The sequence below is a fragment of the Ochrobactrum sp. AP1BH01-1 genome, assembly GCF_018066705.1.
Lineage (GTDB): Bacteria > Pseudomonadota > Alphaproteobacteria > Rhizobiales > Rhizobiaceae > Brucella.
In genome coordinates this window covers 339,105-359,558 of the sequence record NZ_JAGPOU010000004.1, presented here as the reverse complement: position 1 = coordinate 359,558, position 20,454 = coordinate 339,105, and the positions used below count along the sequence as shown (strand labels likewise).

The following is a 20,454-nucleotide window of genomic DNA, read 5'->3' as shown; positions in this document are numbered from 1 at the left end:
GGGAGGTTTTCATGTCACACCATGTGTCGGTCGTCGGGCTCTATATTCTGGATGTGCTCGGCCGGCCGGTCGATGCAATTCCGTCGGGCGGAAATGTTGAATTTATCGATGAAATTCGGCTGACGGTTGCAGGAACCGCTGGCGGTACAGTTGTCGATCTGGCGAAGCTTGGCCTTAATTGCTTGGCCGTCGGTGCGGTCGGGGACGATGAGAAAGCCGATTTCGTTATTGCGACGCTACAAAAGTTTGGAGTCGATACGGCGCAGATGCAGCGCCTTGAGGGCGCGCCGACATCAGCGAGCATCCTGAATATCCGCCGCAATGGCGATCGACCGGCGTTGCACGCGCGCGGGGCGTCAGACCATTTCGAGATCGCCGACAGCGCGCTGGATGCGGTGTTGGCGCCCCCGATTATCCACCTTGGCGGAACCGGCCTTTTGGCCAAGCTGGATGGAGAGCCAAGCCGGAAGCTGCTTGCCGAAGCGAAGGCACGCGGAAGAACGACGACCTTTGACCTTCTTGGCGCAAATGATGGAACGCTCAATCTGATCGCTCCGCTTTTCCCGCATATCGATTATTTCATGCCTTCCATCGAGGAAGCGAAACAGATTTCGGGGGCTGAGAATGTCGAAGGTGCAGGAGCTTTCTTCCTCGAGCGCGGTGTGAAGCATTGCGTGTTCACGCTGGGCGGCGACGGCGTCTGTTTCATGGACGCATCGGGCGAGACCGTGCGTCAGCCCGCTTTCCAGATCGAGGTTGTGGATACAACCGGGTGTGGGGACGCTTTCGATGCCGGTTTCATTACGGCCTTGCATCACAAGATGGATTTGAAAACGGCTTTGAACTTCGCTCAGGCGTCCGCTGCACTGGTTGCAACGGGTCTCGGCTCGGATGCAGGTATTCGCTCCTTTGACGAGACGCTTGCATTTATGAACACGGTGCCTGTCCGGCAATAATGTGATGCAACGCGGGCGGGTGGAAATCCTGCCCGCACCCTTTTGTTTTAGCGCGCATCTTTTCCGAAAACTGTTTCACATTTTTCGGGATGCGCTTTCATCGGCAAGCAGCTTCTCGGCAGCGTCCATATCGGTCACCAGATGCGTGGCATAACCACCCCTCAGAACAGCGTGGATGGCTTCCACCTTCTGCGCGCCACCTGCGACGCAGAGCCTGTTTGGGACGCCTCGCAGTTCATCGAGCTCGATACCAATGACGCGCCGGTCAAGCTCGCGGACGATCTGATTTCCGTCACGATCAAGAAAGCGGCAGATCAAAACTGCGGCTGCCCCTTCACGCGCATAAGCGTCGATTTCCTCATTGCTGGTGACATCGGCAATGCGCATCGTGCTTTCGGCAGCAAGGCCGCCGACGCCGAAGACGATCATGCTGGCCTGGTTGATTAGCTCGAATTGGCGCCGGAGTACGGGTTCACCCATCAGAGCATCTCGCAGTTCAGCCGTGCTAAGCACGGCAGGGGCCAGCATGTTGACGCTGGTTGCGCCCATGTTGCGCGCCATGATCGACGTGCAAAGCTCGGCGGAAAATTCTCTCTTACCGATGGAGGATCCGGTGACCTGCACCACGGTCAGACCTTCCATGGGCTGCGGCAGCGAAACTGCATCGGCGATGGCGAGTACCGTGCGTCCCCATGAAACGCAGATGGTATCGCCTGGCTTCACCATGCGTTCCATCAACCTTGCACCGCCAGCACCCAGCGCTTTCAGGCGCGCTTCGGTGGTGATTGATTTTTCCGATGGAATGACGAGCGCTTCCGACAGTCCAAACCGCGCGGCCAATTTACGGGCGATAAGTGTGCGAGTGGCGATTTCGGAGTTCATCAGGATGCGAACGACGCCTCTTTGTCTCGCCTCCTGCAGATAGTTGACGATGGTTGCGCGCGAAACACCGATCATCTGCGCGATTTCGTTCTGGGTTAGCTGGTTTTCGTAATAAAGCCATGCCGCCCAGACAACGGCATCATCGAACTCGGCCGGGATGGCATGCGTAGACGATGTTTGAGGGCCCGATGTCATGCTCGTTTCCTGTTGCCTGTGTTGTTCCTGAGTTGCACAGAAAAGTCTTTCGATCAACACGACAATCAATCGAGTTGACTAATGTCAGTTAATGGTGTCAATTGTATATGGAGGGAAGAGGAATCTCCACAAGTCTTTGTAGTACCATGGGAAATGCCAAGTTTTCCGTGAGGGCGTCTTTGTGTCTGCGCTTCAATGCACAGGCCCGCAGCTAAGGGAACGGCAGATGAAATCGAATTGGTCACAACCGGATTTTGACAGAATTGTCGGCGCATATGAGAAGGCAGGCGTGAATCGCGATGTCGCGATCCGCACGTATACAACGCGCCTCTTGGGCTCCGAGCCGAAACTGGTTTTGCACGGTGGCGGTAATACTTCTGTGAAGACTACGCTGATCGATCACGATGGCAGCGAAGTGTCTGTCCTCTGCGTCAAGGGCAGTGGCTGGGATATGGGCAAGATCGAGCCTGCTGGGCTTCCTGCCCTGCATCTGGAACCGTTGAAGGCTATGGTGAATTACGAGACCTTGTCGGACGACGATATGGTCATGTTGCAGCGTCGCCTGTTGCTCGATCCGGCGTCACCGAATCCATCCGTGGAGGCTATTCTCCATGCTATCTTACCGTTCAAACATGTGGATCACACTCACGCGAATGCAATCGTGGCGCTCACTAATCAGCCGCGGGGTGAAGAAATCATCAGCGAACTTTTCCCGGAGATGATTGTCGTGCCTTATGTAATGCCCGGCTTCGATCTTTCGAAGGCGTGCCTGAAGGCGTTCTCCGCAAGATCGGATGCACCCGGAATGATCTTGCTGAAGCATGGTATTTTCACGTGGTCGGAGGACCCGCGCGAAGCCTACGAAAACATGATTGCTGCAATTGATCGTGCTGAAAAACGCATTGCCGAAGGCAGGCCGCATCCTTTCGGCAAGGCGAGCGCTGCACAATCTGATAAAGCCCTGGCCTCGGTTGCGGATATCGCGCCGATATTGCGTGGAGCGATTGCACTTCCTGGAAAAGAAGAGGGAAGGCCGCGCCGTTTCATTCTCGAGCACCGCGTTAATGACGATATTCTGGATTTCTGCGGTGCGCCGAACGTCGCGGATCTGGCGCGGCGCGGGAATGCGACACCGGAACATGTCATTCATATCAAGCGGTATGGCGTGGCGCTACCAAAGCCGGAAGCAGATAACCTTGAAGCATGGACAGTCGGCGTAAAAGAGGCGGTGGCCGCCTATGCGGCCGACTATAAGGCCTATTTCGAACGCAACAATGCGCGTGCGGGTGGCGGCAAGAAGATGCTCGATCCGATGCCGCGCGTTTTCTATGTCGAGGGTGTGGGACTTTTTGCAGCTGGAAACACCCAGAAATCCGCTCGTATCTGCGCAGATGTTGCCGAAGCGACGATTGAGGTCATTCGCGGCGCTGAGGGGATCGACCGGTTCGAAGCTCTATCAGAGGAAGACCTTTTCGATATCGAGTACTGGTCACTGGAACAGGCAAAGCTGACCAAGCTGACAGAAAAGCCGCTGACCCGGCAAGTGGCGGTCGTGACAGGTGCAGCCGGTGGTCTTGGACTGGCTATTGCGGAGCAACTGAAAAGCCAGGGCGCGGAACTGGCGCTGATCGATATTGATGGGAAGCGGGTTGCCGCTGAAGCGAAGCGGCTGGGTGGATTTGCGGTTTCATGCGACCTGACCGATCCTGCTGCCGCAGATAATGCGCTCGCGCAGATTGCGGAGGAGTTCGGTGGGGTCGATATACTGGTTTCCAATGCGGGGGCAGCTTTCCAGGGCGCGTTGACGTCAGTTGATGACGATTTATTCAAGGCTGCGTTCGACCTTAATTTCTGGAGCCATCATTATATTGCGCGTGCTGCGGTCAAGATCATGCAGAAGCAGGAAACTGGTGGCGCGATCGTGTTCAATGTAAGTAAGCAGGCTGTAAACCCGGGACCCGATTTTGGACCCTATGGCACGTCCAAAGCGGCGTTGATGGCATTGATGCGCCAATACTCTCTGGAACACGCCGCCGATGGCATCACGGTGAATGCGGTTAATCCAGACCGAATACGCACGGGCCTGATGACCGACGAAATGGTTGAGGATCGAGCGCGCGCCCGGGGGGTAACACCTGACGTCTATATGCGGGGCAATCTTCTGAAGCGGGAAGTTTCGGGTGAGGATGTTGCCGAGGCGGTTCTGCACCTTGTGCAAGCGCGCGCATCTACCGGGGCCGTCATTACCGTGGATGGAGGCAATGTAGCGGCAATGCTGAGATAATACCCCAAGCGTACAGTATCTGCTCGGTTTACTTTGCTTGACTGTGTTGGAGCGGCTCGTCTGGGCCGCTCCACGCTCGACCGTGCTGCGGATCAGAATAGAGCCGATTTGACTCATCATGATATTCTGGAACGTTACTGTTTACGGTTTCAAAACTGTAGAAGGATCAGCTGTCCGGATTCTCAAGCCTCATCAAGCGTTCTCCACGAGACCTTGGGCGATTTTTACTCGCCGGCATCAGCATCTCCATTATGTTTGATATAGCCGATAAATTTTAGGACAACCTAATATATAGAATTGTAATATAGATAAAATATTGATTGTCTTGTTTTACGATTAACCAAAATCTGGGTTCTATCTTGTTGTTGTAATACTTGCGGCGTATAAGCGCGATGGTTTGTTCCATTTCGTTGAAGGGGCGAGCATTACATTTGGTTGTGCGCACCTCTCTCCACGAAATCATTTATTATTTAAGGCACCGCTGGTGCGAGGAGAAAGCATGTCTGACAGTTTTTCAATCTGGAAATCTTCCTGTCGAATGTTGGCGCGCGGCGTTGCTGTGGCGCTTGTAACTGCAGGCCTTATCCTACCCCAGGCCGCTTACGCATGCACCAGCTTCATTCTGCCATCGACGGACGGTGGCTTCGTTTATGGACGCACGATGGAATTCGGATTCAAGATCGATTCCAAAATGATCATGATTCCACGCAACTTCGAGATGACCTCGCAGCTTTCGGCCGACACAGCTGGCAAAAAGTGGAAGGCTAAATATGCCGCCATCGGCATGAACGCTTTTGGTCTTCCTGCGTTAGTCGACGGCATGAATGAAAAGGGACTCGCAGGCGGCATACTTTATTTTCCGGATTTTGCGCAGTATCCGGATCCTGCTTCGGTGAAACCGGAAAATAGCCTTACCCCTTGGGATTTCCTGAGCTGGGCCCTCGGCAATTTTTCGACGGTAGCAGAAGTGAAAGCCGCGCTCGAAACAGTCACTGTCGTTGGCGTCAAACAGGCCGATATGGGCTTTACGCCAGGCGTGCATTATACCTTGCACGATGCGACAGGCGCATCGATCGTGATTGAGCCGATCGAAGGCAAACTTAAAGTCTACGATAATCCGCTCAGTGTACTGACCAACGCACCCTCCTTCGATTGGCACATGACCAATCTGCGCAATTATGTGAACTTGCGTCCGGCGAATGTGGAGCCGCTGAAAATCAATGATGCTACCATCCAAGCACTAGGTGAGGGATCCGGCATGCTGGGCATACCGGGCGATGCAACCCCGCCTTCACGCTTTGTGCGCGTGAGTGCCAATATTCTATCAGCCCGCAAAGTGCCGAGCGGCATCGAAAGCGTGCGTCTGGCCGAACACATTCTCAACGGTTTCGATATTCCTGTCGGTGTTGTCCAGAATGCGGCCAATGAACAGCAAGAAGCCGTCGACTACACACAGTGGTCGACTGTGGCCGACATGAAAAATGACGTCTACTATGTCAAAACTTATGAGGAACAGATTCTGCGCGGCGTCGCCTTCAAGGATCTCGACCTTGATGCAAAGGAATTGCTGACGATCGGGATACCAACGGCAGTGACGACATTGCCGGTTTTGAATCAGAAATAAGAACAAGAGAGCGGCGAGAGCCGCTCTCTTCTTTCCTTTGGGCTAACTCGTTGCGATCACATCGCACGATTTCATCGCCGGAACGGTGATATCAAGACCAAGCCCATTCACGAAGCTTCAGTGCAGCAAAGCCCGGATAAGATCAGGCGCCGGGTCTGTCCCTTTGAATCTTGTGCACGGATGCCGGTGGCACGTTGCGGAAGGACCGGCCGATCTCCTCCGACCTGAGTTCAAGTTCAGTGAGCAACTCCGTATTGACCGGACAACGCATCGCATAGGTGAACTGATAGAATGAACCGAACGGGGCCAGATAATGAAAACTTCCCCGCAAGACGGCTTCCACCTGCATGTTATTCATCGCCAGGAGGCCAAGGCCACTGATGATGTTCCTGCAGGACCCAGGTGGTGAAATATCAAGATCGGCAAGCTGGGTTGCGTCTGCCTGAATGACCGTCGAATGCGGAAAGCGCTTGCGCAAGATACTCACAAAATCCGGATTGAATTCGATCAGTATCAGATCGCGCGGATCGACGCCTCGTTTAAGCAGAGCATAAGTGAATACGCCCGTTCCGGGACCCAGTTCGATGACAGGACCGGTGCCGGGACTGATTTCGCGCGTAATCAACCGAGCGAGGGACGGCCCGGAAGGTACGATTGCGGCAGTTCGCAACGGATTGCGCAACCAGGCAGCAAAGAAAGGAACGAAATCTGCAATCGGCATTCGGCGGCCCCTCGTGGAAACTGTCTTCCGGCTTGTCCGGCAGAACTGCTGAAACTTGGAAGCTCCACCTGTCAAAAGCCTGTCGTCCGCTTGGATGTCATCGTAAAATAGGGTTCACCAGTTTACGAACGGTCGGCCAATGCCAGTCTCATGCCAGCCACAAATGTTACACTGAGCCAATGTGAGCAAGGAAAGGCACCTCAGATGCGAATTCTGGTGGTTGAGGACGAACGCGAATTGGCATCAATGTTGGAACAGGTTCTGATTTCGCAAAACATGGTGGCGGACACCGTCGGCACCTGCGGCGAAGCTGAGCATATGCTTGCGGAGGATTGCTACGATGCTGTCATCCTCGACCGTCGTCTGCCCGATGGGGATGGGCTGTCCGTGCTACGGAAGGTGCGTGGACGCGGCAGTTCGGTTCCGGTCCTCGTCCTGACAGCCAACGATGATTTGCCCGACCGTGTCCACGGCCTCGATAGTGGCGCAGACGATTATCTGGGGAAGCCCTTCGCTTTCGATGAACTCATGGCACGGCTACGGGCCATTTTGCGTCGCAATGGGGATGTTCGTCCAGATAGTGTCCGGCTTGGCCGCGTATCCTTCGATTTCAACGCCCGTGAGGCGTTCGTGGGGGATATCCCGCTTTCCATGCCACGCCGGGAGTTGCTCGTGCTTGAGGCATTGATGCGACGAAAAGGGCGTATGGTGCAAAGGCCGGTTCTGATGGAGGCGGTTTTCGGTATGAACGACGAAGTGGAGCCAAACGCACTCGACACGCATGTTTCGCGTGTGCGCCGCAAGCTTGCAGCCGCTGATGCGGGCGTCACGCTGAATGGTGTGCGCGGCGTGGGTTATCTTTTGCGTGAGACCGTCAATTGAAAAACGCACCTTCCTCCCTGAAGTGGCAGCTTATTACTCGCATTGTCCTCGCACAGGCACTCGTCGTTCTATCTGCGCTTGCGCTTTTCATTGCATTTCTCTGGCTGTCGGGTTTCGTTCACGAACGTTATGACCGAGGCGTAATAGACGTAGTCAAGGAGGCAGTGACCCGTGATCCCGAGGGGCATCTCACCATGACAAATACGCCGGAACTGACGGCGTTGCGTCGAGATGAAAAATCTCTCTGGTTTATCGTTCGCGATGCTTCCGGAAACCAGTTCATGGAAGGCACGATACCCGGCGCCTACCGGACGATTGGTACCGCCTTGCCGAACGTACTTGAAGCCCGTCTTGGTCAGGATAACGCCGGGTCCCTCCGGCCCGAGGCCATCATAAGATGGGAAGACGCGGCGGTTGGGCGCATCCAGATTATGGCAGGCACGGGAGGTCGCCTCACCTTCGGGCGGCTGGCCGAAACGGTCAGGGAAGGGTTCAAGATGCTCGTTCTTCCTGGCCTTCTGCTCGCCGCGTTGGGGGCCTTGCTCGTCATACCGCTGATTGTGCGCATGACATTGAGGGGAGCCTCGGAAATCGCTGATAAAGCCTCGCAGATCGAACCCGAGCGACGTGGAATTCGTCTGTCCACTAAGGATGTCCCCGCTGAGCTTTCGCCGTTAGTGGAGGCGTTCAATGGAGCATTGGAGCGACTGGATCAGGGATATTCACGTCAGCAGCGCTTTTTGGCTCAGGCGGCGCACGAACTGAGAACCCCCATCGCAATTCTCTCCGCCCGACTGCATGCTCTGCCGGCGAGTGAGCTGAAATCCGGCCTCACGCGCGATGCGGCCCGGCTGGGGATTTTGGCGGGCCAGCTTCTCGATCTCCAGCGGCTGGAAGGACAGTCAAAGAAATTTGATGCTGTAGATATCGTCTCTGCTGCCCGCGAGGTGATTTCTGATCTGGCTCCGCTTGCTTTCGCTGCTGGATACGACGTGGTTTTCGATACTGATGCCGAAGTCATAAACGTCATGGGCGATCGCCAGGCGATAGAGCGGGCCATTACCAATCTGTTTCAAAACGCGATTGATCACGGGAATAAGAGAGGAACAATTGCGATAAGCATTCTGAGGCCAGCCGTGATTGAAGTTGCCGACGAAGGCAAAGGCATTCCTTCGGATAGGAGAAAGAGCATATTCGAGCCTTTTAACCGCCTTGACGATCAAGGTCCGGGGGCTGGCCTGGGCCTTAATCTTGTCCAGCAGATCATGGCACTTCACGAAGGAAGCATTGATGTAGGCGAAAGTAGTTCGGGCGGAGCACGCATGAGGCTGGTCTTTCCTCACACCACGTCACATTCAAACCATTAGATGATCTTCAGGAGAGTTGGTCCTTATTGCTTTTGCGAGTGATCAGGTTCGCTCCAATTTTCCAGAAAGCGATCTTCATATTGCTGCGCCGGCTGCCGCATCCGTCATTGATTGCAGGATCGGCCGGAATCCGAAAGCCGAAGGGAGAAAAAGGAATCCCGCCGCGATCAAGCCAATAGGCATCCAGATCCGGCAGCTTTCTTTTACGGCGTTTCGAGGCGCGGTGATTGATCACATGGTTGGAGTTGCTGACGGCAATCAGATAGGCTGTGGCGCCGTGCGCTATCAATCCCTTTAACACCAGCATGATTGCATCTTTCGGCCGCAAACCGCCGAGATCACGGGTCGCGGAAATTACCGCGCGTTTGGCGTCGGCATGGGCCGCTCCTTGCAGCCCGCCGACAAAGAGGCTGTATGAATCGCCGGGACGCCGCACAAACACGAAGCTCGCCATGCACAGAAGTGCGTTATCTGCCGCATTTACCAGACGAACGGTAAACACGCCTTCATGCCGACTGCCGCAACGATCGGATAGCAGCAATTGGAGGCGGTACACATTTTCCTTGCCGTAAATCGTCCCAAGCTCGATCCTTTCGCCGCGCCAAAGCGCCTGCAATACATGTGGACATAATAACTGACGTGCCAGTTCGAAATGCTGGATAAGAATGTTGAGCCGGGTCTTCCGGGCCATGCGGTGCACGAGGAAGGACGACAAGGATTTACGGATGAGGTCGTCATGAGGCGGAGCGAAAGTGTGCTGCTCCGTGAATTCCCCAAGAAATCTGAGCCAGCGAACAGTCAGCCATGGCGACAGACTGCTTCTAAACAGAAAAGCCAGGGTTCTGCGAAACTTCAGCCGCCAAACAATGCTGCTTGTCTGCCGCAACATCGAATGGGACGCAGCCAGATGCTTCAGGGGTACATTCTGATTGCTTGACTCCACACTGTAGGGTTGGCTTGGCTCAGGCCTTCTGGCGGCGGAAGTGGAACGCGAAACGTGTTCTGCCAGCATGATCATTGTCCGTTACGGCGGGGAGGATGGGCGCCGGACTTTTCGTTAGCTTTGTCAAGTTCCCATGAAGAATTGTCGTATGCCTGGCGAGCGTAAAATCTCTCTCCGAATTGCCTTACGCTGTTGTCGATAGCCGCCGCCTGGCTGGAAATTCGTCGCCATAGCCACATCATCAGGCACAGAACCAGACCCCAGGCAACTATGACGTCGGACAGGAAATGAGCGCCGAAGAGCACCCTGTTGAAAGAAACGAAGAACAGGATTGGAACTGCGACAACGGTTGCGGCTAAGCGCCATTTCAAAGGTGCCAAGACGATCAGCGACAAGGTTGCAGCGGCGACAGCGGCTTCGCCTGAGGGGAAGGAGCAACTGTGCCTGCAAGCTGCCGCATATTGCCATACGGGAGTAAAATTCGCTGTCCCGCCGAATTCGACGATTTCGCGCGGGCGGGCTCTTCCGATTGTATTCTTCAGAAACTGTACTGCGATCAATGGACCGAGCAGAAAACTCAAGAGTACGAACAGGGCTTTATGCGGTGGGCAAAGCGCGAATTTGCGCGGCAGGAAAGCATATAGGCCGATTGCCAGCACCATAAGCAGCAGAAGATAGATCAAGCCCTGCCGACTTACGTCTCTCACCGCCTTCAAAAAAGGATTTTCGGACAGCGGGAAGCCATGGCCGTTTGCAAAAATGCGCGAAATGCTCAGATCGACCGAAGGAAACACCACGAGGATGAAACTCGCAGCCAGGATACCACGGACCAAAAACAGTGTTGACCACGAGGCGGATCTGTAACGTCCGGCAACGCCAACTGTTGAATGAGAATCGCTCGAGCCAAGTACAGTTTCCTGCATGTCGACACCTCGAAAGAGTTGAACGACTGCGATTTGACGGTCGATTATCAAGACTTTGCGAAGATCGAACCGGCAAAGTGTCTAAAACCGGTCACTGGATGGCGCGCATCTTGTTTGGAAATTGCACGTCGAGGGATTGCGGGTCATAGTCCGCGCAGATTTTACCTACTTTATTATCAACTACCTTTGTCTGGAGCCGCTCGTGGATAACAGTCTCGTTCTTATCGTAGAGGATGAGCCGGAAATTGCGCAGATCCTGGATGCATACCTCATACGTGAAGGCTTTCGTACGGTACGGGCCACCGATGGCGAAACGGCGCTGCAACATCACGCGCTGCTCTCGCCGGATATCGTTCTGCTCGATGTTCGCATTCCGAAGCTCGACGGTTTCGCCGTGCTCGCGCGCTTGCGGCAAACCAGAAATACGCCGGTCATCATGGTGACGGCGCTGGCCGAAGACATCGACCGGCTCAGCGGCCTTCGTCTTGGCGCCGACGATTATGTTGTCAAACCATTCAATCCGCAGGAAGTGGTGGCCCGCGTCAAGGCGGTGCTGCGCCGTACAAAGGGGGATCAGCAGGAGGCCCTTCGCCGGTTCGGCGCGATTGAAGTGGACTTCAATGCCTACTCGGCCTTTGTCAATCATGACGGGCAGCGGATTGCTCTCCAGCTCACGCTCAGCGAATTCAGAATTCTTGCTTATATGGTTCGCCGCCCGACGCACGCCTTCGACCGCGCCGATATTCTTGACGCTTGCTTGCCGGAGAGTGATGCGCTGGTCCGCACAGTGGATACGCATATATCCAATCTGAGAAAGAAGCTTGAAGCACTGGGACAGATGGATTTTTTCCCTGCGGTCCGTGGCATCGGTTATCGTCTGGCGGCCCCTAAATGAAGCTACCTACGCTCCCGCTTGCCACTTTGACCGCCATCATTATTGCTGCCATGCTGCTTCTCAGTGTTGGTCTGGCCTATCTGGGGGTAACCTCTTATGCTGCTTATCTGGAAGAGGGGGTAATAAGAAGCCTGCCTGCCAATGCTGCCAAGGCCTATCGGGATATGAATTCCGGTATCGTGCCGGAACCGGCAGCGATAAGGGAACTGTTCGATCACCTCAATGGTCTTTCTGACCCGGTCGACTTTCAGCTTTACTTGTCTGTGCTCGTCTGCGGTCTTGTTTCGGCGCTGATCTGCAGCATCATCGGGATATATTTGGCGAGAAGGATCGCACGGCCGCTGGAGCAGTTGACGCTGGTAGCGGAAGGGCTGAAATCGGGAGATTTTTCCGTCCGGCTGACGGAGCCCTATACGAGCACGGTGGAGATCAAGAGCCTCGTAGAGAGCGTCAATGCGTTGGCAACGAGCCTTGAGACAATGGAACAAAGGCTGCGTTTCAACAATATGGCAGTAGCGCATGAGTTGCGCACACCGCTCACCATTTTGCGAGGCTCGATGCAGGGCATGGTGGACGGGGTATTCCCGATGGACACGAAAACAATGGCAAGCCTCTTGATGCAGGTTGAAGGTCTCTCCCGACTTGTTGAAGACTTGCGGACGCTGTCGCTCGCAATAGGACAAAAACTCGTCATTGACCGCGAGCGTTTCGATGTGGCCGAATTGGTGGAGGCCGTGCTCGACGCCGCCAAGCCTATGCTTGAAGCAAGCAAGCTTCCCGTCGAAAAGGAATTGACGCCAGCGGTAACTGTAGCCGATGACCAGCGAATCCGGCAGGCCATCCTCGCGCTTCTGGAAAATGCCTGCCGCTATGCTGCTGCTGGCGGAGTGCTGCGATGCCAGACCGAACTCACCGCACACGGTTTCATAGCCATACGCATCCTTGATCGCGGCCCCGGCTTTCCAGAAAATATGGATGACATAAGTGTCAATCCTTTCTGGCGCGGGGATGCGTCACGGTCGAGGGCGACCGGAGGGACAGGGCTCGGCCTATCGGTTGTGCAGGCAATAGCAGCCGCCCATGGTGGAAAGCTTGAACTCCGTAATCGACCGGGTGGCGGCGCTATCGTATCCATTCTCATCCCAGAGGATACTGCGGAACGCTCTTCCTGATTGCCCGTTGCTGTTATTGTTTCCTATCGGTGGTTGTTCATCTTTTTCATGGAGGGAGAGCCCTCTGACGACAGATTGCCGATATCGAGAAACAGATCGGTCATGATTTGCATGCCTTGCTGGGCGATGGAAAGCAGGGCGTGCTCGTCTGGTCCGTGTTGTCCGCATTCAGCATAGCTGTGTGGCACCCATATAGTCGGCAAACCAAGAATGTCCGTGAACATGTCATTTGGCAGGGAGCCAGCGAGATTGGGCAAAATATGCGGCGCTTGTTCTGTGCTTTTGGTGATCGAGTCACACACGAATGCTACCCACGGGTGATCCAGGGAAAAACGCGTCGCCTTGAATGCTTCGCCGTGGAGAGCGACGTCCACCATGCTGAAGCCATGTGCATCTAAATGACGCCGAAGGGCCGGCACAATGTCGTCCATGTCCGTTCCGACGACAAAACGCAACTGGCCGACCGCGCGCGCCTCAGATGAGATGGCCGACTGCGGTGCACCGATGTTGCCCGAAGACAGCGCAAGAACCGCAAAAGAATTCCAACCAAAAACCCGCTCGGTTGGCGTCAGGCTCTTTTCGCCCCATTCCGGGTCGTGCTGACGATAAGGCAGTTTGGCGAGAAGGGCCCGGATATCGTCTGAAAGACTGTCCGGTCGCCACTCGGGGATTTGGATCTGGCCGCGCTTATCGGTGATGCTTGCCAGCGCATGCGCAAGAATGATCGACGGATCAGCCAGCAGTCCGCCGAAATTTCCTGAGTGATAATCCTGATTGCGCAACCGTACGGTAAAGTCTATATCGACTGCGCCCCGCGACCCCATAAAAACAGTCGGAACGGTTGGTGAAAGACGTGGGCCGTCGGAAGCGATCAGCACGTCTGCGGAAAGCTCATCGCGCCTAATTTCAAGAAATTCCCTTAGACCGGGGGAACCGGTTTCCTCGCCCATTTCAAGTATGACCTTGGCATTGAAGCCGAGCTTGCCGTTTGTCTTGAGCAACAGACCCAGGGCAGTAATGTTGATCAGATGTTGAATCTTGTTGTCGGCGGTGCCACGCCCGTAGAGACGGTCCCCCTCCTGTATCAACTCGAAGGGATGCAGCCCGTCGCGCCAGCGATGTGCCTCGCCGTTGCAGACATCTCCATGACCGTAAATGAGAACGGTCGGCAAGGCAGCATCCTCAATATGCCGGGCAATCATCAGCGGCGGTCCGTCACTGCGAGGATTGTCGCAGATCGTGGTTTCAAAGCCATAACTCTGGAGGAGCGGACCGATGTCCTCACTGAGATACGCCCAGGAGGCGTCGGGATTGCCCTCGGATTGGCTGACGGAGCGGCGAGCCACCAGGCGCCCAAGGTCCCGGATCAACTGGCCGGTTTTGACATAGTTCAGGGCTTGGGCACGGCAGGCTTCTCGGGACATCATGGGAGATACTCGGTGCGGGGGATACGATCGTCAAAGTCTGCAGCTTCGCCGGATGAACCCGGCGAAGCCAAAGCTGGCGCTCGATTCTGCTTACAGAGGTGTAATATCGAAGCCAAACCACTTTTCAGACAGTGATTTGATGGTGCCGTCCGCCGTCGCGGCCTTGATCGCCTCGTCGAATTTGGCCTTCAGTGCGGTATCTCCCTTGCGCATCGCAACGCCGATACCCGGTCCGAGCATACCGCCCTGGAAATGCGGCCCCACGATCTTGAGCTGTTCGAAGCCTGGCTTCTTCTGCACTGCTGTCAGATAAGCGATGGAAGCTGCGACGAAATCAACACGCCCGGCTTTCAGGTCGAGATCGTGTTCTTCGGTGGTCTTATATTCCCGGATGGTGACATCGTCTGCCAGATAGTGCTTGACCAGTATGCTGCCGATCGAGGCAACCTGCACGCCAACAGTTTTACCCTTGAGATCGTCCTTGATGTCATCGATCGCCTTTTGCGCTCCGGCTGCGTCGGTCGCGAGTGGATAAGTTTCTCCGGCATGTTTCAGATTGACCAGCGGGCTTGTATCAAGCGCTGCAAAAGCCTGCGGCACGCGACCGTAGGAAACGGAGAAGTCGACCGCTTCCTGACGCTTGGGCGTCATGGACATGCCGGTCATCGCGGCATCGAACTTGCCGGCGTTGAGCGCCGGGATCACACCCTCGAAAGACTGGGCAACGAAAGTGCATTCGGCCCCCATCGTCTTGCACAGATGCATGCCCAGCTCAACCTCATAGCCATCCAATGTTCCGTCCGGCTTGGTGAGATTATAGGGCGGAAACGCACCTTCGGTGGCGATGGTAAGTTTCAGCGGCTCGGCCTGCGCCATAGCGCAGGACGCCGCGGCTATCGCGATAGACGATGCAAGTAGTTTTATTGTTTTCAACATTGATGTGCCTCCTTTGAAGTTCCGCCTAGAACGCGCTGCTGTCTGATTGAACCAGCTCAACGCTCTGTGTGATTGTTTTTGTTTGTATCTTTACTCGACACCGGTTTACGCACGCCGTCCCCGCCGCGAACTTCCCGGCTATTTCAGGTAGAGGTCCCGGTATCGGTCGCGCAGTACATTTTTCTGCACTTTGCCCATGGTGTTGCGTGGCAGCTCATCGACAAAAATGACGTTCTTCGGCTGTTTGAAGCGCGCAAGCCGTCCCTGGAGATTGTTCGTGATCGTCGTTAAATCCAGATGGGCTTTCGGCTGCCCCACCACGATGGCGGTGACGCCTTCACCAAGATCGGGATGCGGAACGCCGATCACAGCGCTTTCGACCACGCCTTCAATAGCGTCGATCTCGTTTTCAATCTCTTTCGGATAGATGTTATATCCTCCGGATATAATGAGATCCTTACCGCGTCCGACGATGGAGATGCGGCCATCCGTCTCCATCACGCCGATATCACCGGTGGTGAAGTAACCGTCGGAACGAAATTCCTCCTTGGTCTTGTCGGGCATATTCCAATAACCTTGGAATACGTTTGGTCCCTTCACCTCGATCATGCCGGGTTCTCCCGCAGCGAGTGGTTCGCCGCTTACCGGATCGGTAATGCGGACGGAAACGCCGGGAAGCGCGTAACCAACCGTACCCGGCACACGAGCACCGTCACAGGGATTGGAGGTGATCATGTTCGTTTCCGTCATGCCGTAGCGTTCCAGAATGGCGTGTCCTGTATATTCTTCAAAAAGACGATGGGTCTCGGCCAAAAGCGGTGCCGAGCCCGAGATGAAGAGGCGCATGTGCCGCGTGTTGGCCTTGTTGAGCCGCTCGTCCTGCAAAAGTCTTGTATAGAAGGTCGGCACGCCCATCATCACAGTTGCACGTGTCATCAGCGCAAATATCTGGTCAGGATCGAACTTGCTAAGCAGGTAAATTGCGCCGCCGGCCAGAAGTGTCACGTTAGTGGCCACAAACAGCCCGTGCGTATGAAAGATTGGCAGTGCATGGATCAATCGGTCGGCACTGGTAAAACGCCAGTGTTCGCGCAGCGTCTGTGCATTCGACAACAGGTTGTCGTGGGTCAGCATCGCTCCTTTGGAACGGCCTGTTGTCCCGGACGTATAGAGGATCGCCGCAAGATCGTCCGCTTTGCGTTCGATATCGGCAAACTCCACCGGTTCGAGGCTCGCCATATCCATCAATGAGCCGTCACCGTTTACGCCAAGCGTTAACAATCTGGTGCCGACCCGTCGCGCCAGCGGTTCCAGCTGTTCTGCCGCGCAGGGCGAGACCACCACCAGTTTCGGCGTGGCGTCACCCAGAAAATATTCGAGTTCCGCAGGCGTATAAGCCGTATTGAGGGGCAGATAGACCGCACCGGCCCGCAGGCATCCGAGATAAAGCATCAGCGCCTGGGCGCTTTTTTCCACCTGAACCGCTACCCGGTCACCCGGGGATACGCCCAGTTTCACAAGAACATGGGTAATACGCGCCGAGCAGTTAAACATGGCGCCATAAGTCCATACTTTCCCGTCTTCAAGCTCAATAAACGTGCTTTCGGGAGAGGTAATGGAGAGACGGATTGCGTCAAAGAGATGATTGACCATGGGTTGATCCTGCAATGTGCCCGGCCCGGTTTCCCGTCGCGCCTAGCTTGTTTTGAGAACGGGCAGACTGCCAGAGGCGTTGCAGTTCTCGCGAAGCAGCGACGTCTCCGTGCTGGACGTAAGCCTCGTGATTGGCTTCGATTTCATCGGGCTTGTAGAGATAATTCACCATAACACCGAATGACTGTCGCATGCTGCGCTCCGAACGATCCGCCTCCATCACGATCCGCTCCAACCGCGCACCGTTGCCAAGATGAAAACGGGCGACCGGATCACAGTGCCGACCGTCTGCTTTTTTACCTGAGAAGAAGTATTCCAGCGTTCCGGCCATCAACCTGTCGCGTGTTGTATTGCCCATTTCGGTGGGGTGGCCGTGACCAGACAACCAAGCTGCAAGTCCCGGAACGGGCGATAATGTGACAAAAGTTCTGAGGTTCGGCAGGTCGCGCTGCAATTCCTCTACGACTTGCTTGATGAGGAAATTGCCGAAGGAAACGCCTCTCAAACCTGCCTGACAGTTCGAAATGGAATAGAAGACTGCCGTGTTGGCTTCACCCGCAGGGATAAGCTCGCGCTGGTCCGCCAATAGGTGAGAAATGCTCGCCGATATTTCCTCAGTCAGCGCAATCTCAACGAAAATCAGCGGTTCGTCAGGCAACTGGGGATGAAAGAAGGCATAACACCGCCGGTCTTCCGGCTCGAGCCTTTGGCGCAGATCCTTCCAATCCTTGATTTCATGCACCGCTTCATAGCGGATGATTTTTTCAAGAATGTTGGCTGGTGTTGACCAGTCGATCCTGCGCAGGATCAGAAAACCGCGGTTGAACCACGAACTGAAAAGATGCAGAAAGTCAGCATCCACGACAGTCAGTTCCTTATGGTTCCTTATGAAGTCCTGCAGCTGCTCTCGCATATCCACCAAAGTGGCTACACCGTTACGCGCCAAATTAAGCCGGCGAATGAGTTCCTGTCGTCTTGGCTCGCTCGCCATATGCAACTTGCTTAGATTTTCGAATGTTGGATTGCTGCGATAGTCGGCGATAGTTTTTTCAAGAAGTGAAATATCCGGTCCGAAATCGATGAGCAGCGCGTGCATGATTTCCAGCCGCTCATCCTGGTCCAGCTGGGACCAAATGCTGAGAATCTCTTCGGCCAGAGCCATTCCGGTAGCTTCGCCCCGGCTGGAAAGCAATATCGAGCAGAGCTTCAGTACCGCTTGGGGATTGTGCCGCTCATCAATACGCGATGGCCAGCCGAACACGAGGCTTCCGCGCGCCAATACGCTCTTCAACAGTCCATCAAGGACGGATTTATTTGGTGCCATTATCCCACTCCCATGGATAGGAACCATTAATTTGCTTAGTCGCGGTATAACCAGAAAGTCGCTGGCCTTTTCTGCTTTGCCAGTGAATATGGGTTTAGGTATCCTGCATTATGCATTCGACGTCAAGTATCTTGCATGCAAGATTTCATTTTATGGATGCACAATGAAGAACCAGGGAGACGCAGAGGGTTTGTGATGAACGTCGTGAAGACTGTAAGAGACCAGATTGAAGAAGGAATTCTCACCGTACGTTATGCGCCGGGAGAGCGGCTCGATGAGATGCGTCTGGCGGAGGAATACGGCGTATCGCGCACCCCCATTCGCGAAGCGTTGAAACAGTTGTCCGAGAACGGGTTAATTGAAATACGCCATCGTCGCGGGGCCATAGTCACGAATCCCCAACCGCATCAAATTCTGGAAAAATTCGAAGTCATGTCGGAACTGGAGGGAGCTGCCGGAGCACGTGCGGCGCAGCGCTTTACGACGGACGACAAGTTGGCTCTCCTGGCAGCTCACGAAGCCTGTGCAAATTCGGCAAGCACGGAGGATACAGACCGCTATTATTACGATAATGAGCAGTTTCATAAGGTTATCTACGCCGCCAGTCACTGCGGCTTCCTTGCGGAACAATGCCTCATGCTGCACAAGCGTCTTCGACCTTATCGGCGGTTACAGTTGCGAGTCCACAACCGTATGCGCACTTCAATTCAGGAGCATACCGAAATCGTCGACGCAATTCTGGCAGGTGACGCCTCCGCCGCACGTGAACTGCTTCGCAATCACGTCGCCATTCAGGGGGACCGCTTCAATGATCTGATGTCATCAATAGCAAGCGCTTTTAGCCGGAAAGAGTAATTTTATAGACGAGCGAGAAGCGCCGCTTGAACTATCCACATGACGATGGCCCTGATGCTGAGCGCAGTTATGCAGAGTATGGGGCCGACAAACTATCGCAAGTATGTTGAGGCTTATAAGGTGCAATCTCTAATATATATTAGTATATACTAAATTTATGAAATATATATATCTAACTTTACATATGAAATACTTTAGAACATTGTTGGGCCCGGGGGGTGAATCATGAATATTTTGGAGGCTCGGTTTCTGAGTCTTGTGTGCGGGGTTGACAGATATAATGACGGCTCAAGCTCGGCAAGAAGTGATTGCCGGTGAAGATCAGGCACATGCTTGCTCAAACATTCTACAGGCAGGCACCTTTCATTTCGATATCCCTCCAGGCGGCTTGCGGTCAGGGCAGATTACCGCCCGAGGTGAAGTCGCGCACTGCGTCTGTCGTTCGGGGTCGCTTGCGTTTGTGGCAAGAGCTCATCTGGTTGAAATATTTCTAACTCCCGTAAAAGACCTCGAATACATATCCGGTGGCCGTCGGATAGCACTGGCCGAAGTGCAGGCAGGCGCCGTTTTGACAAGCGCAGCCAACAGCCCGGTGTCTATGAAATGGGCTTCAGATAAGGAAAGCATAATTCTGGCAATCAAGCCGAACTGCTTGCGGAAACAGGACACGACGGAGCTTGAAACGATCGTCGCGTCGCCCGCTGTTGACGTGGTTGCTCTCGATATGGCGAGACAATTGAAAGCGATGCTGGCTGCGCCGGAAGCGGTCGAGCCCGCACGAGTAGACGCACTGGTTACAAGACTGATTGTCCACCTTTTCCAGGGTGATGAAGATGGCGAAGCCCGCGCGAAACCGAGGGCCGGTCTTTCGCTTTATAATGCGAAGAAAGTTCTGGCTTTCATGCGGGAAAATGTTTCGCGCAAGCTTACCGTGGCGGACCTTGCCACGATTTGTGATCTTTCGCCCAGCCACTTTATCAGCGGCTTTACGCAGACATTCGGGCAAGCGCCCTACGGTTATCTTTTGGGTCTGAGGCTTGCTTATGCCGAGCGACTCCTTGCCCAGAGCGAGATGTCCATCGCAGAAGTGGCGTATGTTAGCGGTTTTTCCAGCCAGAGCCATTTGACTGCGACAATGAAAAAGCTGAAGGGTGTCACGCCCTCCAATATCCGGAACCGGAAATGACGGCTGGTCAGGCTGCTGACCCACATGCGCATTAAGCTCAAACCCGCCGGAACATTGTGTGATCTATGCAATTCACTGTGCGGAATAGGGGTGCATTTCATAAAATCGTAGGATTGTGAAATACGAGCGGGCATAACTCGCGCATGCGTCTCCATTGATTGACCATTATCCGGGGTTGTGCCGTCTCTGTGAGGGCAGCAGGCCATGGCTCCGGATGGTTCATTGAGGG

The 20,454-nt window shown here is 54.7% G+C and carries 17 protein-coding genes; 9 read left to right on the top strand and 8 right to left on the bottom strand.

Features of this window, described 5'->3' with window-relative positions; all coding sequences use genetic code 11:
• The first annotated feature begins 11 nt into the window (after positions 1-11).
• On the top strand, positions 12-956 hold the full coding sequence (locus tag J9800_RS16520; protein ID WP_114216133.1) for a carbohydrate kinase family protein: 945 nt from the start codon (positions 12-14) through the stop codon (positions 954-956).
• 75 nt (positions 957-1,031) lie between these two features.
• On the opposite strand, the gene J9800_RS16515 is transcribed toward J9800_RS16520, so the two are convergent.
• Positions 1,032-2,033 carry a sugar-binding transcriptional regulator gene (locus tag J9800_RS16515; RefSeq protein WP_114216079.1) on the bottom strand — a complete coding sequence of 334 codons (1,002 nt, stop codon included), beginning with the start codon at positions 2,031-2,033 and terminating at the stop codon, positions 1,032-1,034.
• 226 nt (positions 2,034-2,259) lie between these two features.
• Between J9800_RS16515 and J9800_RS16510 the strand changes: the two genes are divergently transcribed.
• Together J9800_RS16510 and J9800_RS16505 are read left to right on the top strand one after the other, a co-directional pair.
• Positions 2,260-4,317: a bifunctional aldolase/short-chain dehydrogenase gene (locus J9800_RS16510; protein WP_114216078.1), complete on the top strand. Its 2,058-nt coding sequence runs from the start codon at positions 2,260-2,262 to the stop codon at positions 4,315-4,317.
• Between the two features lie 499 nt (positions 4,318-4,816).
• Positions 4,817-5,941: a linear amide C-N hydrolase gene (locus J9800_RS16505; protein WP_114216077.1), complete on the top strand. Its 1,125-nt coding sequence runs from the start codon at positions 4,817-4,819 to the stop codon at positions 5,939-5,941.
• Between the two features lie 142 nt (positions 5,942-6,083).
• On the opposite strand, the gene J9800_RS16500 is transcribed toward J9800_RS16505, so the two are convergent.
• Positions 6,084-6,662, bottom strand: coding sequence for a class I SAM-dependent methyltransferase (locus J9800_RS16500; protein WP_114216076.1), 579 nt, complete (start codon positions 6,660-6,662; stop codon positions 6,084-6,086).
• 204 nt (positions 6,663-6,866) lie between these two features.
• Here J9800_RS16500 and J9800_RS16495 point away from each other — a divergent pair, with 204 nt between their 5' ends.
• Together J9800_RS16495 and J9800_RS16490 are read left to right on the top strand one after the other, a co-directional pair.
• Positions 6,867-7,544, top strand: coding sequence for a response regulator transcription factor (locus tag J9800_RS16495; protein WP_114216075.1), 678 nt, complete (start codon positions 6,867-6,869; stop codon positions 7,542-7,544).
• The gene (locus tag J9800_RS16490; protein ID WP_114216074.1) at positions 7,541-8,911 is read left to right on the top strand and encodes a sensor histidine kinase; all 1,371 of its coding nucleotides are present in this window, start codon (positions 7,541-7,543) and stop codon (positions 8,909-8,911) included. Before J9800_RS16495 ends, J9800_RS16490 begins: the two co-directional genes overlap by 4 nt.
• A gap of 7 nt (positions 8,912-8,918) precedes the next feature.
• On the opposite strand, the gene J9800_RS16485 is transcribed toward J9800_RS16490, so the two are convergent.
• Complete coding sequence (locus tag J9800_RS16485; protein WP_286167561.1) at positions 8,919-9,923, bottom strand: DUF535 family protein; 1,005 nt, start codon at positions 9,921-9,923, stop codon at positions 8,919-8,921.
• A 2-nt stretch (positions 9,924-9,925) separates the two neighbouring features.
• Positions 9,926-10,777 (bottom strand): phosphatase PAP2 family protein, encoded by an 852-nt coding sequence (locus J9800_RS16480; RefSeq protein WP_114216072.1) that lies wholly within the window; start codon positions 10,775-10,777, stop codon positions 9,926-9,928.
• A gap of 202 nt (positions 10,778-10,979) precedes the next feature.
• Here J9800_RS16480 and J9800_RS16475 point away from each other — a divergent pair, with 202 nt between their 5' ends.
• A complete protein-coding gene (locus tag J9800_RS16475) occupies positions 10,980-11,672 on the top strand; it encodes a response regulator (RefSeq protein WP_112586509.1) in 693 nt (230 codons plus the stop codon).
• Complete coding sequence (locus J9800_RS16470) at positions 11,669-12,844, top strand: ATP-binding protein (RefSeq protein WP_114216071.1); 1,176 nt, start codon at positions 11,669-11,671, stop codon at positions 12,842-12,844. Before J9800_RS16475 ends, J9800_RS16470 begins: the two co-directional genes overlap by 4 nt.
• A gap of 23 nt (positions 12,845-12,867) precedes the next feature.
• Here the strand turns inward: J9800_RS16470 and J9800_RS16465 are convergent, their stop codons facing one another.
• The 4 genes from J9800_RS16465 to J9800_RS16450 all read right to left on the bottom strand — a co-directional run bounded on the left by J9800_RS16465 (position 12,868) and on the right by J9800_RS16450 (position 18,184).
• Positions 12,868-14,268, bottom strand: coding sequence for a M20 family metallopeptidase (locus tag J9800_RS16465; RefSeq protein ID WP_114216132.1), 1,401 nt, complete (start codon positions 14,266-14,268; stop codon positions 12,868-12,870).
• Positions 14,269-14,361: 93 nt separating this feature from the next.
• The gene (locus J9800_RS16460; protein ID WP_114216070.1) at positions 14,362-15,207 is read right to left on the bottom strand and encodes a transporter substrate-binding domain-containing protein; all 846 of its coding nucleotides are present in this window, start codon (positions 15,205-15,207) and stop codon (positions 14,362-14,364) included.
• Positions 15,208-15,345: 138 nt separating this feature from the next.
• A complete protein-coding gene (locus tag J9800_RS16455) occupies positions 15,346-16,860 on the bottom strand; it encodes a malonate--CoA ligase (RefSeq protein ID WP_114216069.1) in 1,515 nt (504 codons plus the stop codon).
• Positions 16,841-18,184, bottom strand: coding sequence for a malonyl-CoA decarboxylase (locus tag J9800_RS16450; protein ID WP_114216068.1), 1,344 nt, complete (start codon positions 18,182-18,184; stop codon positions 16,841-16,843). The genes J9800_RS16455 and J9800_RS16450 overlap by 20 nt, the downstream gene beginning before the upstream one ends.
• 195 nt (positions 18,185-18,379) lie before the next feature.
• Between J9800_RS16450 and J9800_RS16445 the strand changes: the two genes are divergently transcribed.
• Together J9800_RS16445 and J9800_RS16440 are read left to right on the top strand one after the other, a co-directional pair.
• Positions 18,380-19,039 carry a GntR family transcriptional regulator gene (locus J9800_RS16445; RefSeq protein ID WP_114216067.1) on the top strand — a complete coding sequence of 220 codons (660 nt, stop codon included), beginning with the start codon at positions 18,380-18,382 and terminating at the stop codon, positions 19,037-19,039.
• 652 nt (positions 19,040-19,691) lie between these two features.
• Positions 19,692-20,225, top strand: coding sequence for a helix-turn-helix domain-containing protein (locus J9800_RS16440; protein WP_210845884.1), 534 nt, complete (start codon positions 19,692-19,694; stop codon positions 20,223-20,225).
• Positions 20,226-20,454 lie beyond the last annotated feature (229 nt).

Bases quoted from the DNA above. Each gene is read 5' to 3' on its own strand.
- J9800_RS16500 (WP_114216076.1), bottom strand. From the start codon at position 6,662: ATGCCGATTGCAGATTTCGTTCCTTTCTTTGCTGCCTGGTTGCGCAAT.
- J9800_RS16470 (WP_114216071.1), top strand. From the start codon at position 11,669: ATGAAGCTACCTACGCTCCCGCTTGCCACTTTGACCGCCATCATTATT.
- J9800_RS16510 (WP_114216078.1), top strand. From the start codon at position 2,260: ATGAAATCGAATTGGTCACAACCGGATTTTGACAGAATTGTCGGCGCA.
- J9800_RS16515 (WP_114216079.1), bottom strand. From the start codon at position 2,033: ATGACATCGGGCCCTCAAACATCGTCTACGCATGCCATCCCGGCCGAG.
- J9800_RS16485 (WP_286167561.1), bottom strand. From the start codon at position 9,923: ATGCTGGCAGAACACGTTTCGCGTTCCACTTCCGCCGCCAGAAGGCCT.
- J9800_RS16460 (WP_114216070.1), bottom strand. From the start codon at position 15,207: ATGTTGAAAACAATAAAACTACTTGCATCGTCTATCGCGATAGCCGCG.
- J9800_RS16455 (WP_114216069.1), bottom strand. From the start codon at position 16,860: ATGGTCAATCATCTCTTTGACGCAATCCGTCTCTCCATTACCTCTCCC.
- J9800_RS16495 (WP_114216075.1), top strand. From the start codon at position 6,867: ATGCGAATTCTGGTGGTTGAGGACGAACGCGAATTGGCATCAATGTTG.
- J9800_RS16505 (WP_114216077.1), top strand. From the start codon at position 4,817: ATGTCTGACAGTTTTTCAATCTGGAAATCTTCCTGTCGAATGTTGGCG.
- J9800_RS16520 (WP_114216133.1), top strand. From the start codon at position 12: ATGTCACACCATGTGTCGGTCGTCGGGCTCTATATTCTGGATGTGCTC.
- J9800_RS16465 (WP_114216132.1), bottom strand. From the start codon at position 14,268: ATGTCCCGAGAAGCCTGCCGTGCCCAAGCCCTGAACTATGTCAAAACC.
- J9800_RS16450 (WP_114216068.1), bottom strand. From the start codon at position 18,184: ATGGCACCAAATAAATCCGTCCTTGATGGACTGTTGAAGAGCGTATTG.
- J9800_RS16480 (WP_114216072.1), bottom strand. From the start codon at position 10,777: ATGCAGGAAACTGTACTTGGCTCGAGCGATTCTCATTCAACAGTTGGC.
- J9800_RS16445 (WP_114216067.1), top strand. From the start codon at position 18,380: ATGAACGTCGTGAAGACTGTAAGAGACCAGATTGAAGAAGGAATTCTC.